This is a genomic window from Pseudomonas sp. BMW13, from assembly GCF_013357275.1.
Classification (GTDB): domain Bacteria; phylum Pseudomonadota; class Gammaproteobacteria; order Pseudomonadales; family Pseudomonadaceae; genus Aquipseudomonas; species Aquipseudomonas khazarica.
The window spans coordinates 189384-203596 of sequence record NZ_SUKD01000022.1 but is presented as its reverse complement, the minus strand read 5'-3'; the positions used below and the strand labels follow the sequence as shown (position 1 = coordinate 203596).

Genomic DNA, 14213 nt, shown 5'->3' with positions numbered 1-14213 from the left:
TGCCCGTCTTATTGGAGTGGGCCCGGCATCATTCGGCCAGCGCCCGGTTCAGCGAGCGCTCGGGGATGCGGCGCCAGAGGTTGATCAGCTGCACGAACGCCAGGATCGCCAGCACCAGCATGCTCGCCAGCACCGGGAACATGGCCAGCACCACCGGGTAGCCGACCACCGTGCTGACATTGCCCCAGCCGAACTGCACCTGGTTCCAGGCGCCCCAGGCCGAGAGCAGGCTGGCGCCGGCCACCAGGATCCAGCTGAGCGAATCCAGCAGGCGCTGCGCCAGTACGGGGAAGCGGTCGCGAATCATGCGAAAGGTCATCAGCTCGCCGCGGCGCATGCTCGAGGCCACGCCGACGAACACCAGCCAGACGAACGCCAGGCGCGACAGTTCTTCCGCGCCCGGCCAACCGGTGCCGAACACGTAGCGCAACACCACGTTGGCAAACACCGCCACCACCATGAATGCCATCAGTGCGGCCATCAGGCCGTCGGTCAGGCGATCGAAGAGGCGTGCCACACGTCCTTCATAGATGGGTTCGGCGCCCAGCTGCGCCTCTTGGTTAGCGCTATCAATCTCAGTCTCGAGAATGCCGGCGGCGTCACCTGCGTCAGACTCCGGCAGGTCGCGCCGCACCCAGGCGGCGATCTGTTCGACCAGCGCCTGCCGCGACTGCCGGGCATCCAGCACCCGCACCAGCGGCTCGTCAGCAGGCGATTCGAGGGTAGCGAACTGGCTGTCGACCAGCGATGTCGGCATGAAATGCCCGGGCCGTGCGCCCACGCGCTGCAAGGCGGTGGCGTGATCGATATGCAGGTGCGCGAACTGCAACCCCGCCACCGCGCCGCGCAGACGCTCGCGATAGGCGCCTTTGAGCGCCGAGCAGGCCAGCACGAAGCCCTCGCCTGCGGCCTGCGCCGCCTGCATCTGCTCGCACAGGGCATCCAGCCACTGGCGGCGGTCAGCATCGCTCAGCGGGATACCGGCGCGCATGCGCGCGACGTTCTCGGCAGGATGGAAATGATCGGCCTCGATATGGCGCCAGCCCAGCGCGGTGGCGACCGCCTGGCTGATATCGCTCTTGCCGGAGCCACTGACGCCCATGACCACCAGGGCGGTGCGGGCAGGCCGTACGGAAGGCTGTTGTTGCATGGAAACTCCAGGGCACCATCGATGTGGGCCGCTCATTGTTTGCGCCGGATGTTAGCGCTATCCAAAACATCCGACAACCCTCCCCGGCAACATTTCGTAGAGCATTTCTGCCGCCGCCTGCGGCTTGTCACTGGTCGCCACTGATCGACCAAGCCAAGATCATCCACCTGCTTCCTGGGAGACCTTTCGCTCATGCACCGGCCAAGCCCTCGCCTGTGGCTGCCCACGCTGTTCCTGCCACTGGCCGCGCAGGCCGAAGACACCCGCTACCGGGCCGAGCCCCTGGTCGTCACCGGTAGCCGCTACCAGGCCAGCGGCTGGCGGCTGCCCTTCTCCGTCAACCGCATCGACGCCGAGCAGGCCACGCAGGGCAAGCCCGGCGTCAATCTCTCGGAGGCACTGGGCAGCGTGCCCGGCCTGGTGGTGCAGAACCGCCAGAACCATGCGCAGGACCTGCAGATTTCCTCGCGCGGCTTCGGCGCCCGCGCCGCGTTCGGCATCCGTGGCATCAAGCTGCTGGCCGACGGCGTGCCGCTGTCCAATCCCGACGGCCAGGGCCAGGCGGCCACCTTCGACCTCGACACCCTGGAGCGCATCGAGGTCCTGCGCGGGCCCTTCGCCAGTGTCTACGGCAGCAACTCCGGCGGGGTGATCCAGCTGTTCTCGCGTGACGGCCAGGGCGCGCCCAGGGTCTCCGCCGACACCTCCCAGGCCGCCTACGGCACCCGCCGCACGCGCCTGGCTGCCGAAGGCGGCAACGCACAGGCCGGTTTCATCATCAACCGCTCGCACTTCGAGACCGACGGCTACCGCGACCACAGCGGCGCCATCCTCGACAAGACCTTCGCCAAGCTGACCCTCCACCCCGATGACCTCAGCACGCTCAGCCTGAGTGTCAGCGAGCTGGACCAGAACGACACCCAGGACCCGCAAGGCCTGACCTGGGCGCAGGTGCAGAGTGACCGCCGCGCGGCAGCGCCCAGTGCCCTGCTGTTCGATACGCGCAAGAGCATCGACCACCGCCAGCTGGCCCTCAACTATGAGCGCAGCTTCGCCGCCGGCACCTGGCAGAGCACGCTTTACAGCGGTACGCGCCGGGTGATTCAGTACCAGTCGATTCCGCCTGCGGTACAGGGCAACCCCACCCACTCCGGCGGCGTGATCGACTTCGAGCGGCGCTTTCACGGCATCGGCAACCGCTGGATTCAGCCCTTCGACCTGGGTGGCAGTCTGCTTACCCTCACCGCCGGGGTGGACTACGACCAATCCCGCGACGATCGCCAGGGCTACGAGAACTTCAGCGGCAGCACGCTCGGTGTCAAAGGCGCCTTGCGCCGCGACGAGCGCAACCGGGTGACCAGCCTGTCGCCCTACGTCCAGGCCGCCTGGCAGCTGGGCAAGCTGGATCTGCAGGCAGGCCTGCGCCACAACCAGGTCGAATTCGAGGTGGACGACCGCTTCCTCGGCAACGGCGACGACAGCGGCTCGGTCACCTACCGCGAGCTGACGCCGACCCTGGGCGCCAGCTACGCCCTGCTGCCGGCACTGAGTGTCTATGCCAGCTGGGGCCAGGGACTGGAGACGCCGACACTCAATGAGCTGTCCTATTCCGGCGCCAACGGCGGTTTCGGCTTCGACCTGAAACCGGCCACCAGCGAGCAGATCGAAGTCGGCCTGAAGGCGCGCCTGGCCGCCAGCACCCGCCTGCAGCTGGCGCTGTTCCAGATCGATACCGACGACGAACTGGTGGTGGCGTCGGCCAGCGGTGGTCGCTCGCGCTTCCAGAACGCGGGGCAGACCCGCCGGCGCGGCATCGAGCTGGCGCTGGAGAGCCGTCTGAGCGAGACCCTGCGCGCCTACCTCGCCTATACCCGGATCGACGCCACCTACAGCCAGGCGTTCAGCAGCAACGACCGGATGATCGACGCGGGCAATCACCTGCCTGGCATTCCCGCGCACAGCCTGCATGGCGAACTGAACTGGCAACCGGCATCAGGCGTCAGCACGGCCATCGAGGCGATGTACCGCAGCGAGCTGTACGTCGAAGACAGCAACAGCGCCAGGAGCGCGCCAAGCTACGCGCTGTTCAACTGGCAGGCACGTTTCGAGCAGAGGGTCGGCGCACTGACCTTCAACCAGGTCCTGCGCATCGACAACCTGCTGGACCGCGACTACATCGGCTCGGTGATCGTCGGTGACGGCAACGGTCGCTACTACGAGCCCGGCCCGGAGCGCGCCTGGTATGTCGGCGCGGGCGTGCAGTATCAGCTCGATTGAACGCTGCCTTCGTAGGAGCCGGCTTGCCGGCGATGCTTTTTAAGTAATGATCGCCGGCAAGCCGGCTCCTACAATGAACAAGCCATCAGTCAGAGACTGCGCGCGATCACCATTCGCTGCACGTCGCTGGTGCCTTCGTAGATCTGGCAGACACGCACGTCGCGGTAGATGCGTTCGACCGGGAAGTCCTTCAGGTAGCCATAGCCGCCCAGCGTCTGGATCGCCGCCGAGCAGACCTTCTCGGCCATTTCCGAGGCGAACAGCTTGGCCATCGACGCCTCGGTCAGGCATGGCTGACCCGCCTCGCGCAGGCTGGCCGCGTGATGCACCATCTGCCGCGCCACGGCGATCTGCGTGGCCATGTCGGCGAGGCGGAAAGCCACCGCCTGGTGCTCGATGATCGGCTTGCCGAAGGTCACCCGCTCGTGAGCGTAGTCCCGCGCCGCCTCGAATGCGGCACGGGCCATGCCCACCGACTGCGCGGCGATACCGATGCGACCACCTTCCAGGTTGGCCAGGGCGATACGGTAGCCCTCGCCCTCCTCGCCCAGGCGCAGGCTCGCCGGAATGCGCACTTCGTCGAGCTGGATCTGGCAGGTGTCGGAGGCATGCTGGCCAAGCTTGTCCTCCACCCGCACCACCGAGAACCCCGGGGTATCGGTCGGCACGATGAAGGCGCTGATGCCCCGCTTGCCCGCCTGGGCATCGGTGACGGCAAAGACGATGACCATGCCGGCCTGGTTGCCGGAGGTGATGAACTGCTTGGCGCCGCTGAGCAGGTAATGATCGCCTTCGCGCCGCGCGCGGGTGCGCAGGTCGCTGGCATCGGACCCGGCCTGAGGCTCGGTCAGGGCGAAGGCGCCGAGCATGCTGCCTTCGGCCAGCGGGCGGAGAAAGCGCTGCTTCTGCTCCTCGCTGCCGTACTTGAGAATCGGCATGCAGCCCACCGAGTTGTGCACGCTCATGATGGTCGAGCAGGCGCCGTCACCGGCGGCCACCTCCTCCAGCGCCATGGCGTAGGCCAGGTGGCCGGTCTCGGCGCCACCCCACTGCTGCGGCACCAGCATGCCCATGAAGCCGAGCTGCCCCATCTCGGCGATGGCCTCCGCGGGGAAGCGGTGCTCGCGGTCCCAGTCGGCGGCAAAGGGCTTCAGGCGTTCCTGGGAGAACTGGCGGGCCATGTCGCGGATGAGGATTTCATCTTCGTTCGGAATCATCTCGTTCTCCTTACAGGCGCTCGACCGCCACCGCCGTGGCCTCGCCGCCGCCGATGCACAGGGAGGCCACGCCGCGCTTGAGGTCGTATTGCCCCAGCGCATTGAGCAGCGTCACCAGCACGCGCGCGCCGGAAGCGCCGATGGGGTGACCCAGGGCGCAGGCGCCACCGTGGACGTTGAGTTTGTCGTGGGGGATGTCGAGGTCGCGCATCGCCACCATGGGCACCACGGCGAAGGCTTCGTTGACCTCGAACAGGTCCACCTCGCCCAGGCTCCAGCCCGTGCGCGCCAGCAGGCGCTGGATCGAGCCGACAGGCGCGGTGGTGAACAGGTTCGGCGCATGGGCGAAGGAGGCATGCCCGGCGATCCGCGCCAGCGGTTGCAGGCCCCGCTTCTCCGCCTCCTCCAGGCGCATCAGCAGCAGCGCCGCGGCGCCATCGGAGATGGAGCTGGCGTTGGCCGCCGTCACCGTGCCGCCCTCGCGGAAGGCCGGCTTGAGGCCGGGAATCTTGTCCATGCGCGCCTTGGGGGGCTGCTCGTCCTGGCTGACAGTCATCCACTCGCGACCGCAGCGGGCCTGTACCGGGACGATCTCGGCGGCGAAACGGCCCTCGCGCATGGCCTTCTGCGCTCGGGTCAGCGAGGCGATGGCGAAGGCATCCTGCTGCTCACGGGTGAAGCCATAGGCCTGGGCGCAGTCTTCGGCGAAGGTGCCCATCAGACGCCCCTTGTCGTAGGCATCCTCCAGGCCATCGAGGAACATGTGGTCGAGCACCTTGCCGTGGCCCATGCGATAGCCGCCACGCGCGCGCTCCAGCAGGTAGGGCGCGTTGGACATGCTCTCCATGCCACCGGCCAGTACCACGTCGGCGCTGCCAGCCCGCAGCAGGTCGTGGCCCAGCATCACGGCCTTCATCCCCGAGCCACACATCTTGTTCACCGTCGAGCAGACCACCGACTGTGGCAGCCCGGCCCCCAGTGCGGCCTGACGCGCCGGCGCCTGGCCCTGGCCGGCCTGCAGCACACAGCCCATGATCACCTCGTCGACGGCGTCGCCGGCGATGCCGGCCCGCTCCAGAGCCGCGAGGTTGGCAGCGGCGCCGAGCTGGGCCGCGCTCATCTCCCTGAAGTCCCCCAGGAAGCCACCCATGGCGGTACGGGCGGCACTGACGATGACGATGGAATCCTTGTTCATGACGGTCTCCTCACTTCGCGGCCATGCGTATGGCGCCGTCGAGGCGAATCACCTCGCCGTTGAGCATGGTGTTCTCGACGATATGGCGCACCAGTGCCGCATACTCTGCCGGCCGGCCAAGGCGCGGCGGGAACGGCACGGCGGCGCCGAGGGCATCGCGGACCTCCTGGGGCATGCCGGCCATCATCGGGGTCTCGAAGATGCCGGGCGCGATGCACATCACGCGGATGCCGTGGCGAGCCAGTTCGCGGGCAATCGGCAGGGTCATGCCGACCACGCCGCCCTTCGAGGCCGCATACGCAGCCTGGCCGATCTGCCCATCGAAGGCCGCGACTGAGGCCGTGTTGATGATCACGCCACGCTCGCCATCGGCATTGGCCTGGCCCTGGGCCATGCACTCGGCGGCCAGGCGCAGCATGTTGAAGCTGCCGACCAGGTTGACGCTGACCGTGCGGGCGAAGCTCTCCAGGCCATGCACGCCATTGCGGCCGATGACCTTCTCGGCCGGCGCGACCCCGGCGCAGTTGACCAGGCCCTGCAGACCACCGAAGGCATCGGCAGCGGCATTCACCGCAGCGCGGGCATCCTCCTCGCGGGTGATGTCCGCTTTCACGAAGCGGGCGTTGCTGCCCAGTTCTTCGGCACGCGCGGCGCCGGCCTCGGCGTTGATGTCCACCAGCACCACCTTGCCGCCCTGCTCCAGCAGTTCGCGGGCGGTGGCCAGGCCCAGGCCGGAGCTGCCACCGGTCACCAGGAAAACGGAATTCTCGATACGCACGTTCTTTACTCCTTCGAATCAGTGAGCGGCGGCCTCCTGGGCCTTGGCGATCTCCTGGTTGCGCAACAGGAAGCGCTGGATCTTGCCGCTCGGGGTCTTGGGCAGCTCCGCGACGAACTCGATCTCGCGCGGATAGGCATGGGCGGACAGGCGCTGGCGCACGTACTGCTGCAACCCCTCGGCCAGTGCGGCGTCGGCGGCATGGCCGGCATGCAGCACGACGAAGGCCTTGACCAGCTCGGTGCGCTCCGGGTCGGGCTTGCCGACCACGGCGGCCTCTATCACCGCCGGGTGTTCGATCAGCGCGCTCTCCACATCGAAGGGACCGACGCGGTAGCCGGAGGTGGTGATCACGTCATCGGCGCGGCCGACGAAACTGATGCTGCCATCCGCATTGAGCTCGACGGTGTCACCACTCAGATAGTAGTCGCCGACGAAGGCGCGGGTTTCCAGGCCCTGATAACCGGGGAACCAGAACAGCGGCGAACGCGGCATGTCCAGGGCGAGGATGCCGGGCTGGCCGACCGCCAGTTCGCGCTGCTGCTCGTCCAGCACCACGACACGGTGGCCGGGCATGGCGAACCCGGCGGCGCCCAGGCGCACCGGGTGCTGCAGCGCGTGGTGGTTGCACAGCACCATGCCCAGCTCGGTCTGCCCGTAGTGGTCGTGGATGACGCAGCCGAGCCCTTCGGCGAACCAGCGGATCACCTCCGGGGTCAGCGGCTCGCCAGCGCTGCTGACGGCGCGCAACTGCCCCTTGATCGCGGCTTCCACCTCGCCCTTGCCCGCCAGCAGCAGGCGGTAGGCGGTGGGCGAGCCGGCCAGGTTGCTGATGCCGTAGTCGCGGATAATCCGGCAGGTGCTTTCGACGCTGAAACCGCCTTCGTAGAAGAGCGTGGCATGACCCATCGCCAACGGCCCGGTCACCGCGTAGTAGAGACCGTAGGCCCAGCCTGGATCGGCGAGGTTCCAGAAGCGATCCTCGGCGCGCAGGTCGACCGCCTCGCGCATGTAGCTGACGAAGGCGACGATGGCCTTCAGCGGCACCGCCAGCGGCTTCGCCAGGCCGGTGGTGCCGGAGGTGAACATCAGCAGGAAGGGATCGGACGCCTTGCGCATGACCGCTTCGAAGTGTTCCGGCTGGCGCTGCAGCTCGGCCTGGAAATCGTCACCCACCGTCAGCACCGGCGGCGCCTCCGCTACCTCGTCGAACTTGGCGCGATTGGCCAGATCGGTGACGACCAGCTTGCTGCCGGCGCTGCGCACGCGGTGTTCGATGGCCTTGGGCCCGAAGGCGGTGAACAGCGGCTGGTACACCGCGCCCGCGCGCCAGGTTCCGAGGATGGTGATCAGCAGTTCCGGCGTGCGCGGCAGCATGCCCGAGACGCAATCGCCGGGACCCACACCACGGGCCTGGAGCAGGTTGGCAAAACGCGACGCGGCGTCCTTGAGGGCGGCGAAGGTCCACTCGGCACGCTCGCCGTTGCGCCCCTCCCAGAGCAGCGCGACGCGCCCTGGCTGGGCATGGCGGTCGCAGCATTCGACACAGGCATTCAGGGCGTCGAGGTCGCCGGCCAGGGTGCTGGAAGCGGCACTGGCGTAATCGAACTCGCGGGCAGCGGTGAAGTAGTCGCGCATCGGGTAGCCTCCGGTGTTCTTGTTGTTGGAGTGCCACGATGGTCGCGCCAGGGGCCGCGAGGCGGCAATGTCGAAACAGGTCGATCGAAGCGAGCGTTTTTGACAGCGCCGCTCAGTCCACGCCCTCCAGGGCGCGGTACTGTCCCGGGGTGGTGCCGGTCCACTTCTTGAAGGCCTTGTAGAAGGCGCTGGTGTCGGCGAATCCCAGCTCGTAGGCCAGCTCGGCAAAGTGACTGGCGCCCTCGTCCAGGCGCGCGATGGCCAGGTCGCGACGCACCTGGTCCTTGAGCCCCTGGTAGGACTGGCCTTCCTGGGCCAGCTTGCGGCGCAGGGTCGAAGGCGCCATGTAGAAGTGCCCGGACAGGGCGTCGATATCGGGCCAGCGCCCGGCGTTGAGGCTGCGCAGGTAGGCCTTGATGCGCGCGCCGAGGCTCTGCGGGTCGCGATAGCGCACCAGGATGTTGCCCGGTGCACCGGCGAGAAAGCGGCGCAGCTCGCGCTCACTGCGACGCAGCGGCAAGTCCAGGCAGTCGGCGTTGAACAGCAGGCGATTGCTGGCGCGCCCGAAGCGCAGGTTGTCGCTGAACATCACCCGGTAGTCACCGCAGTAATCCGGCATGGCGCAGCGCAGTTCGACGCTGAGAATGGCGATGCGCCGCCCCACCAGCCAGCAGGCCAGGCCGTGCAGCATCAGCCACAGGGTGAAGCTGGAGAATGCCCGCCCCGGCACTTCGCCAGACTCGTCGAGGACGATCTGCGCCAGGCTGCCCTGACGCTCCAGGCGCGGCCGCAGGCCATCGAAGATCAGGCCGAGAAAGCTCAGCATGCTCTCCAGCGCACTGCCCAGGTCGGCCTCGCGCAGCGCCGTGCGGGCCATGAAGGCAAAGCTGCCGGACTTCATGCGCCGCGCATTCATGCCGAAGAATTCGTCGTCCATGGCCAGGGCGATGGCCCGCCACAGCTGGGCGTAGGCCGACGCCGAGACCCGCGCATAGGGTCGCAGCAGCTGCCCCGGCGTGATGCCGGCTTGCGCCAGCAACGGCGCCTCCGACAGGCCGCGGCGGCGCCACTCGAGCAGTGCCTCGGCCACCAGCTGGACGGAGATGGTGCCTTTCTCGGTGACGATGGCCGTCATGTCTTTCCCTGCAACGCCTGACGAGCCGCCACTGTCGCAGGGCAACACCACGCTGGCAATCGCCACCGTCACTCAGCCGCTCTGTACCTGGGCCAGGCGCTCGATGCTGATCTCGCGCATGCGGAATTTCTGGATCTTGCCGGTGACCGTCATCGGGAAGCCGTCCACGAAGTGAAAGTGACGCGGGACCTTGAAGTGCGCGATGCGCTCCCGAGCCCAGGCACGCAGCTGTTCCTCGCCGAGTTCATGGCCGGGGTGCAGCATGACCCAGGCGACGATCTCCTCGCCGTAACGCTCGCAGGGGATGCCGATCACCTGCACGTCGGCCACCGCCGGGTGGGTGAAGAAGAACTCCTCGAGCTCGCGCGGATAGATGTTCTCGCCACCGCGGATGATCATGTCCTTGCTGCGCCCGACGATGCAGACGTAGCCATTGTCGTCCATCGACGCCAGGTCACCGGTGTGCATCCAGCGCCCGGGGTCGATGGCATCGGCCGTGGCCTGCGGGTTGTTCCAGTAACCGAGCATCACGCTGTAGCCGCGCGTGCACAGCTCGCCGATGGTGCCGCGCGGCACTATCCTGCCGTCGCTGTCGACGATCTTGCTCTCCAGCTGGGGCTGGGTGCGGCCGACGGTGGTCACGCGCAGCTCCAGCTCGTCCTCGGGGCCCGTCTGCAGCGATACCGGGCTGGTCTCGGTCATGCCGTAGGCGATCTGCACCTCGCTCATGTGCATTTCCCTGATGACCCGGCGCATCACCTCGATCGGACAGGTCGCGCCGGCCATGATGCCGGTGCGCAGGCTGGACAGGTCGAAGTCGCCGCGCCGCGGATGGTCCAGCTCGGCGATGAACATGGTCGGCACGCCATACAGGGCAGTGGCCTTTTCCTCGGCCACGGTCTGCAGGGTGGTCAGCGGATCGAAGGCATCGCTCGGGTAGATCATGGTCGAGCCATGGGTCACGCAGCCCAGGTTGCCCATCACCATGCCGAAGCAGTGGTACAGCGGCACCGGGATCACCAGGCGGTCGTGCTCGGTGAGGCCGAGGCTCTCGCCCACCATGTAGCCGTTGTTGAGGATGTTGTAGTGACTCAGCGTGGCCCCCTTGGGGAAGCCGGTGGTGCCGGAGGTGTACTGGATGTTGATCGGGTCATCGAACTGCAGGCTGGCCTGGCGCTCGGCCAGCGCCTCGACAGGGACCGAAGCGGCGCTTGCCTGCAGGCTGGCCCAGGACAGGAATGCAGCGGGTGGATTGGCCGCGAGGCTGACCACGCCACGCAATTCCGGCAGGCGCTCGCACTGCAGCCGGCCCGGCTCGGCTTCCGCCAGCTCCGGCACCAGGCCGAGCAACATCGCATGGTAGTCGGAGGTCTTGAAGGCATCGGCGCAGATCACCCAGCGGCAGCCGGACTGCTTCAGCGCGTACTCCAGCTCGCTGCTGCGATAGGCGGGATTGATGTTGACCAGGATGGCGCCGATCTTGGCGCTGGCGAACTGGGTGATGCACCACTCGGCGCAGTTCGGCGCCCAGATTCCCAGGCGGTCGCCGCTCTCGATGCCGAGGGCGAGCAAGGCGCGGGCATGGCGTTCGACCACCTCGGCCAGCTCTCGCCAGCTGTAACGCAGGCCCTGATGGCGCACGACCAGCGCCTCACGCTCGGGGAACCGGGCGACCGTGGCGTCGAACGCCGCGCCGATGGTCATGGCGAGCAAGTCCTTGTCCTGCCGCCCGCGGGTGTAACTCGGGTGATTCATGGCTTTCCCTTCTTGTCTTTGTAATGGGATCGTCGCTGAACAGGCGGCCAGCCACTGGGGCACGGGCCGCGAAACCTGTCGATTATCACAGCGGAAGGTCGCCTGGGTATGCGACCTTCGCCACTGCGAGCAACCTTATCGAGTAAATACCTGAGTGGTGGTGATCGCCATGTCACCACCTGGCAGCTTGATGTTCTTGATCTTCTCCAGCGTATCCGGGTCGAACACCGCGATGTCGTTGAAGGTGCCGGCCAGGTACAGCTTGCTACCCTCGGTGTTGAAGGCGATGCAGTAGTAGGTGTGCTCCAGGTTGGCAGCCTTGATCAGCTTCTGTTCCTTGATGTCGTACTTGGCCAGGCGGTTGAGTACGCCGAACATCTGGTTGGCATCCTTGGGCGAGCGCAGGCCGGTGAAGTACAGCTCGGTCAGCGAGGCGAAGTCCTCCACGACCGCCTTGCCGGTCTTCAGGTCGATGCTCAGGTAGCCGTAGCGGTAGTCGGCGCTCGCCAGGTCCTGCGTGTCATCCTGGAAGCGGGCCGCCGTATAGAGCATCGAGAAATCGTGCATCGCGGTCTGGTGCGGCCAGAAGTACAGCACGTCCGGTGCACTGTAGAGTGGCCGCTGCCAGTTGCGCAGCGGCACCGCCACCTCGTACTGGCCGGTGTGCACGTCCATCTTGTAGATGTCCGGCCCGGCGACGAACAGCGAACCGTCATCGGCGGCGCGCATCAGGTACACCTGGCGCGGCATCGGGAAGCTGCGCAGCGGCTGGGCATCGAGCCCGGCGGCGGTATCGAACACCTCCAGACGCGGCGGCTTGACCACATAGTGATCGCTCATCATCTGCGTCGGGTTGACCGTGGTGTACAACTCCTTGCCATCCGGGCTGAGGGCGAAGGAGAACATCGAGCGCACCTTTTCCCCCGGACTACGCGACAGCCGGGCGTGGAACACCGTGCGACAATCGTCCAGATCGATGCCGTAGAGGTCACCGTAATGGTTGTTGAGCAAGTACGCCGTCCTGTTGTCCGGCGCCATCATCGCGGTACCGGGGCCGAACGCATCGGGTAGCTGGCACGTCTTGTACAGGCTGTCGCTGGCCAGATCGACCACATGCAGGTTGTTCGGATAGTTGGTGGCGATCAGGTATTCCTGACCGACCTTCAGCGCCGGGCCGGCCTGCGCCGCAGCATTGGCATGACTGCCCAGGGCGAGCCCGGCGACGACGGTCGCCAGGCTGGCGATGGTTTGGAGTTTCATACGCTGTCCCCTCTTGTTCTGCGCGCCGGTCATTTGTCTTTCGGGAATACGGTGTTGAGGTTGCGCCAGTCCTGCGACGAATCCTGGGCAGTGGCGTTCCAGTCCTGATAGGTGCTCATCATGTCGGGCACCTGGGCCGGCCACCAGCAAGGGTCGGAGCATCCGTAGAGGTCGGCCTCCATCGGCTGACAGAGGGAGCTCACACCGCCGAAGGCGTCCACCTCCCAGCCCGGATCGGTGGTGGCGGTGCAGCCGGCCACGGCGCTCATGGCCACCACCTCTTCGATACGATCTTCGGCTGCAGCTTGTTCGAGCAGTTGTGCTTTGTTGTTGAGCGGCTTCAGATGTTTCATGTCAGTGCGCCTTCCGCGGAGAGATGTAGCTGCTGATGAAGGCCGGATTGACGGCCATGATGCGGCTGTAGACCTCGATGCCGAAGTCCACCCAGTCGCGCATCAGCTCGCAGTAGTGATAGGTCGGGTGAGTCGGGTCGCCGTAGCGGGCGTAGCTCTCGTGATAACAGCCCCCGGAACACAGGTTGCGAATGCGGCAGCTGTCGCAGCCGGTGCCCGAGCGATCCAGGCGCTGGGACAGGAAGTCGTTGAGCTCGACCTGCTTCACGCCACTGTGCACATTGCCGAAGGTCGGCATGCTGGAACCGGTGAAACGGTGGCAGAGGTTCAGCTCGCCCTTGTGGTCCACCGCCAGCATCTTCAGGCCGGCGCCGCAGGGCAGCGCCTTCTTGTGCCCTTCATGGATGTCGGTGATCAGCTGGTGCAGGTTGGAGAAGCCGATGTTGCGGTGTTCCAGCGCCGCCTCCAGGTAGCGCCGGCCGAGGGCCTTCATGTTGGCGAAGACCTCGACCAGTTCCTCAGCGGTCAGGTTGTAGTCGGCCATGTCTCCCGAGGTGACCGGCGCGAAGCCGACTTCGGCGAAACCCAGTTCGTTGAACAGGTGGTTCCAGATGGTCTCGACATCGGTGATACCGCGCGTCAGGGTCACCCGCGCCCCCACCGGACGGCTGCGATAGCGCGACAGCAGCAGGTCGACCTTGCGCCGCACCACGTCGTAGGTGCCCTGCCCGCCCACGGTGATGCGGTTGCGATCGTGCACCGTCTTCGGCCCGTCGATGCTGATCGACAACCCGAAGCGATGGGCATTGAGGTAGTCGATGATCTCTTCGGTGAGCAATGTGGCATTGGTGGTCATGATGAACTCCACCTGCTTGCCCGCCTCGGCGAAACGCCGCTCGCAGTAGTCCACCATGTGCTCGATCAGTGCCCGGTTGGAGAGCGGCTCGCCGCCGAAGAACACCACGCTGTAACGTTGCTCGTCCGGCGACTCCTTGAGCAGCATCTCCACCGAGGCCTCGGCGGTCTGCACCTGCATCTTCTTGCCGGCCGAGGGCTTGTCCAGGTCTTCCTTGTAGCAGTAGGTGCAGCTCAGGTTGCAGCCGGTGTTGACGTTCAGCACCACGGTGTTCAGCGCCGTACGTTCGACCCTGGCGATGCCGATTTCCGGCGTCAGTGGCGAGCCGTCGCTGACCACTTCCAGCGCGATCAGCTCGCGCAGCGTTTCATCGATGGCCTGCCCGGCGAAACGGTCGGCCAGACGCCGCACCAGGTCTTCGGACGAGCAGCTCTGCTGACGCAGCGCGTCGATGATGCCGCCCGTCACGTCATCGGCGGCGAACAGCGAACTGCTCGGAATGTGGAACAGCATGCGGTCGGCATCCACTCGCACTTCGTGCAGGTTGCGCTCGACCAGATTCAATATTGCGCCCATGGCGACCTCCCGGAAGTTTTCCC

Annotated in this window: 11 protein-coding genes; 1 reads left to right on the top strand and 10 read right to left on the bottom strand. The window is 66.6% G+C overall.

Annotation, left to right across the window (positions count from 1 at the left end; translation table 11 throughout):
- Positions 1-28: 28 nt before the first annotated feature.
- The gene (locus E4487_RS17635) at positions 29-1150 is read right to left on the bottom strand and encodes a gluconokinase, GntK/IdnK-type (protein ID WP_175253989.1); all 1122 of its coding nucleotides are present in this window, start codon (positions 1148-1150) and stop codon (positions 29-31) included.
- A gap of 192 nt (positions 1151-1342) precedes the next feature.
- Here E4487_RS17635 and E4487_RS17630 point away from each other — a divergent pair, with 192 nt between their 5' ends.
- Positions 1343-3427 (top strand): TonB-dependent receptor, encoded by a 2085-nt coding sequence (locus E4487_RS17630; protein ID WP_175253988.1) that lies wholly within the window; start codon positions 1343-1345, stop codon positions 3425-3427.
- An 89-nt stretch (positions 3428-3516) separates the two neighbouring features.
- On the opposite strand, the gene E4487_RS17625 is transcribed toward E4487_RS17630, so the two are convergent.
- The 9 genes from E4487_RS17625 to peaB all read right to left on the bottom strand — a co-directional run bounded on the left by E4487_RS17625 (position 3517) and on the right by peaB (position 14190).
- Positions 3517-4644 (bottom strand): acyl-CoA dehydrogenase family protein, encoded by a 1128-nt coding sequence (locus E4487_RS17625; protein WP_150609827.1) that lies wholly within the window; start codon positions 4642-4644, stop codon positions 3517-3519.
- Between the two features lie 10 nt (positions 4645-4654).
- Positions 4655-5839 carry an acetyl-CoA C-acyltransferase gene (locus E4487_RS17620; RefSeq protein ID WP_134676696.1) on the bottom strand — a complete coding sequence of 395 codons (1185 nt, stop codon included), beginning with the start codon at positions 5837-5839 and terminating at the stop codon, positions 4655-4657.
- A 10-nt stretch (positions 5840-5849) separates the two neighbouring features.
- Entirely contained in the window at positions 5850-6617 is a 768-nt protein-coding gene (locus tag E4487_RS17615) for a 3-hydroxyacyl-CoA dehydrogenase (protein ID WP_175253987.1), read from the bottom strand.
- 18 nt (positions 6618-6635) lie between these two features.
- Complete coding sequence (locus E4487_RS17610) at positions 6636-8255, bottom strand: AMP-binding protein (protein WP_175253986.1); 1620 nt, start codon at positions 8253-8255, stop codon at positions 6636-6638.
- A gap of 112 nt (positions 8256-8367) precedes the next feature.
- The gene (locus E4487_RS17605; RefSeq protein WP_175254021.1) at positions 8368-9390 is read right to left on the bottom strand and encodes an AraC family transcriptional regulator; all 1023 of its coding nucleotides are present in this window, start codon (positions 9388-9390) and stop codon (positions 8368-8370) included.
- A 72-nt stretch (positions 9391-9462) separates the two neighbouring features.
- Positions 9463-11145, bottom strand: a complete 1683-nt coding sequence (locus tag E4487_RS17600) for an AMP-binding protein (RefSeq protein WP_175253985.1) — start codon at positions 11143-11145, stop codon at positions 9463-9465.
- Positions 11146-11280: 135 nt separating this feature from the next.
- Positions 11281-12405, bottom strand: coding sequence for a quinohemoprotein amine dehydrogenase subunit beta (gene peaD, locus E4487_RS17595; protein WP_175253984.1), 1125 nt, complete (start codon positions 12403-12405; stop codon positions 11281-11283).
- A 29-nt stretch (positions 12406-12434) separates the two neighbouring features.
- A complete protein-coding gene (gene qhpC / locus E4487_RS17590; RefSeq protein WP_037047810.1) occupies positions 12435-12758 on the bottom strand; it encodes a quinohemoprotein amine dehydrogenase subunit gamma in 324 nt (107 codons plus the stop codon).
- Between the two features lies 1 nt (position 12759).
- Positions 12760-14190, bottom strand: a complete 1431-nt coding sequence (gene peaB / locus E4487_RS17585; protein WP_175253983.1) for a quinohemoprotein amine dehydrogenase maturation protein — start codon at positions 14188-14190, stop codon at positions 12760-12762.
- Between the last annotated feature and the right edge of the window lie 23 nt (positions 14191-14213).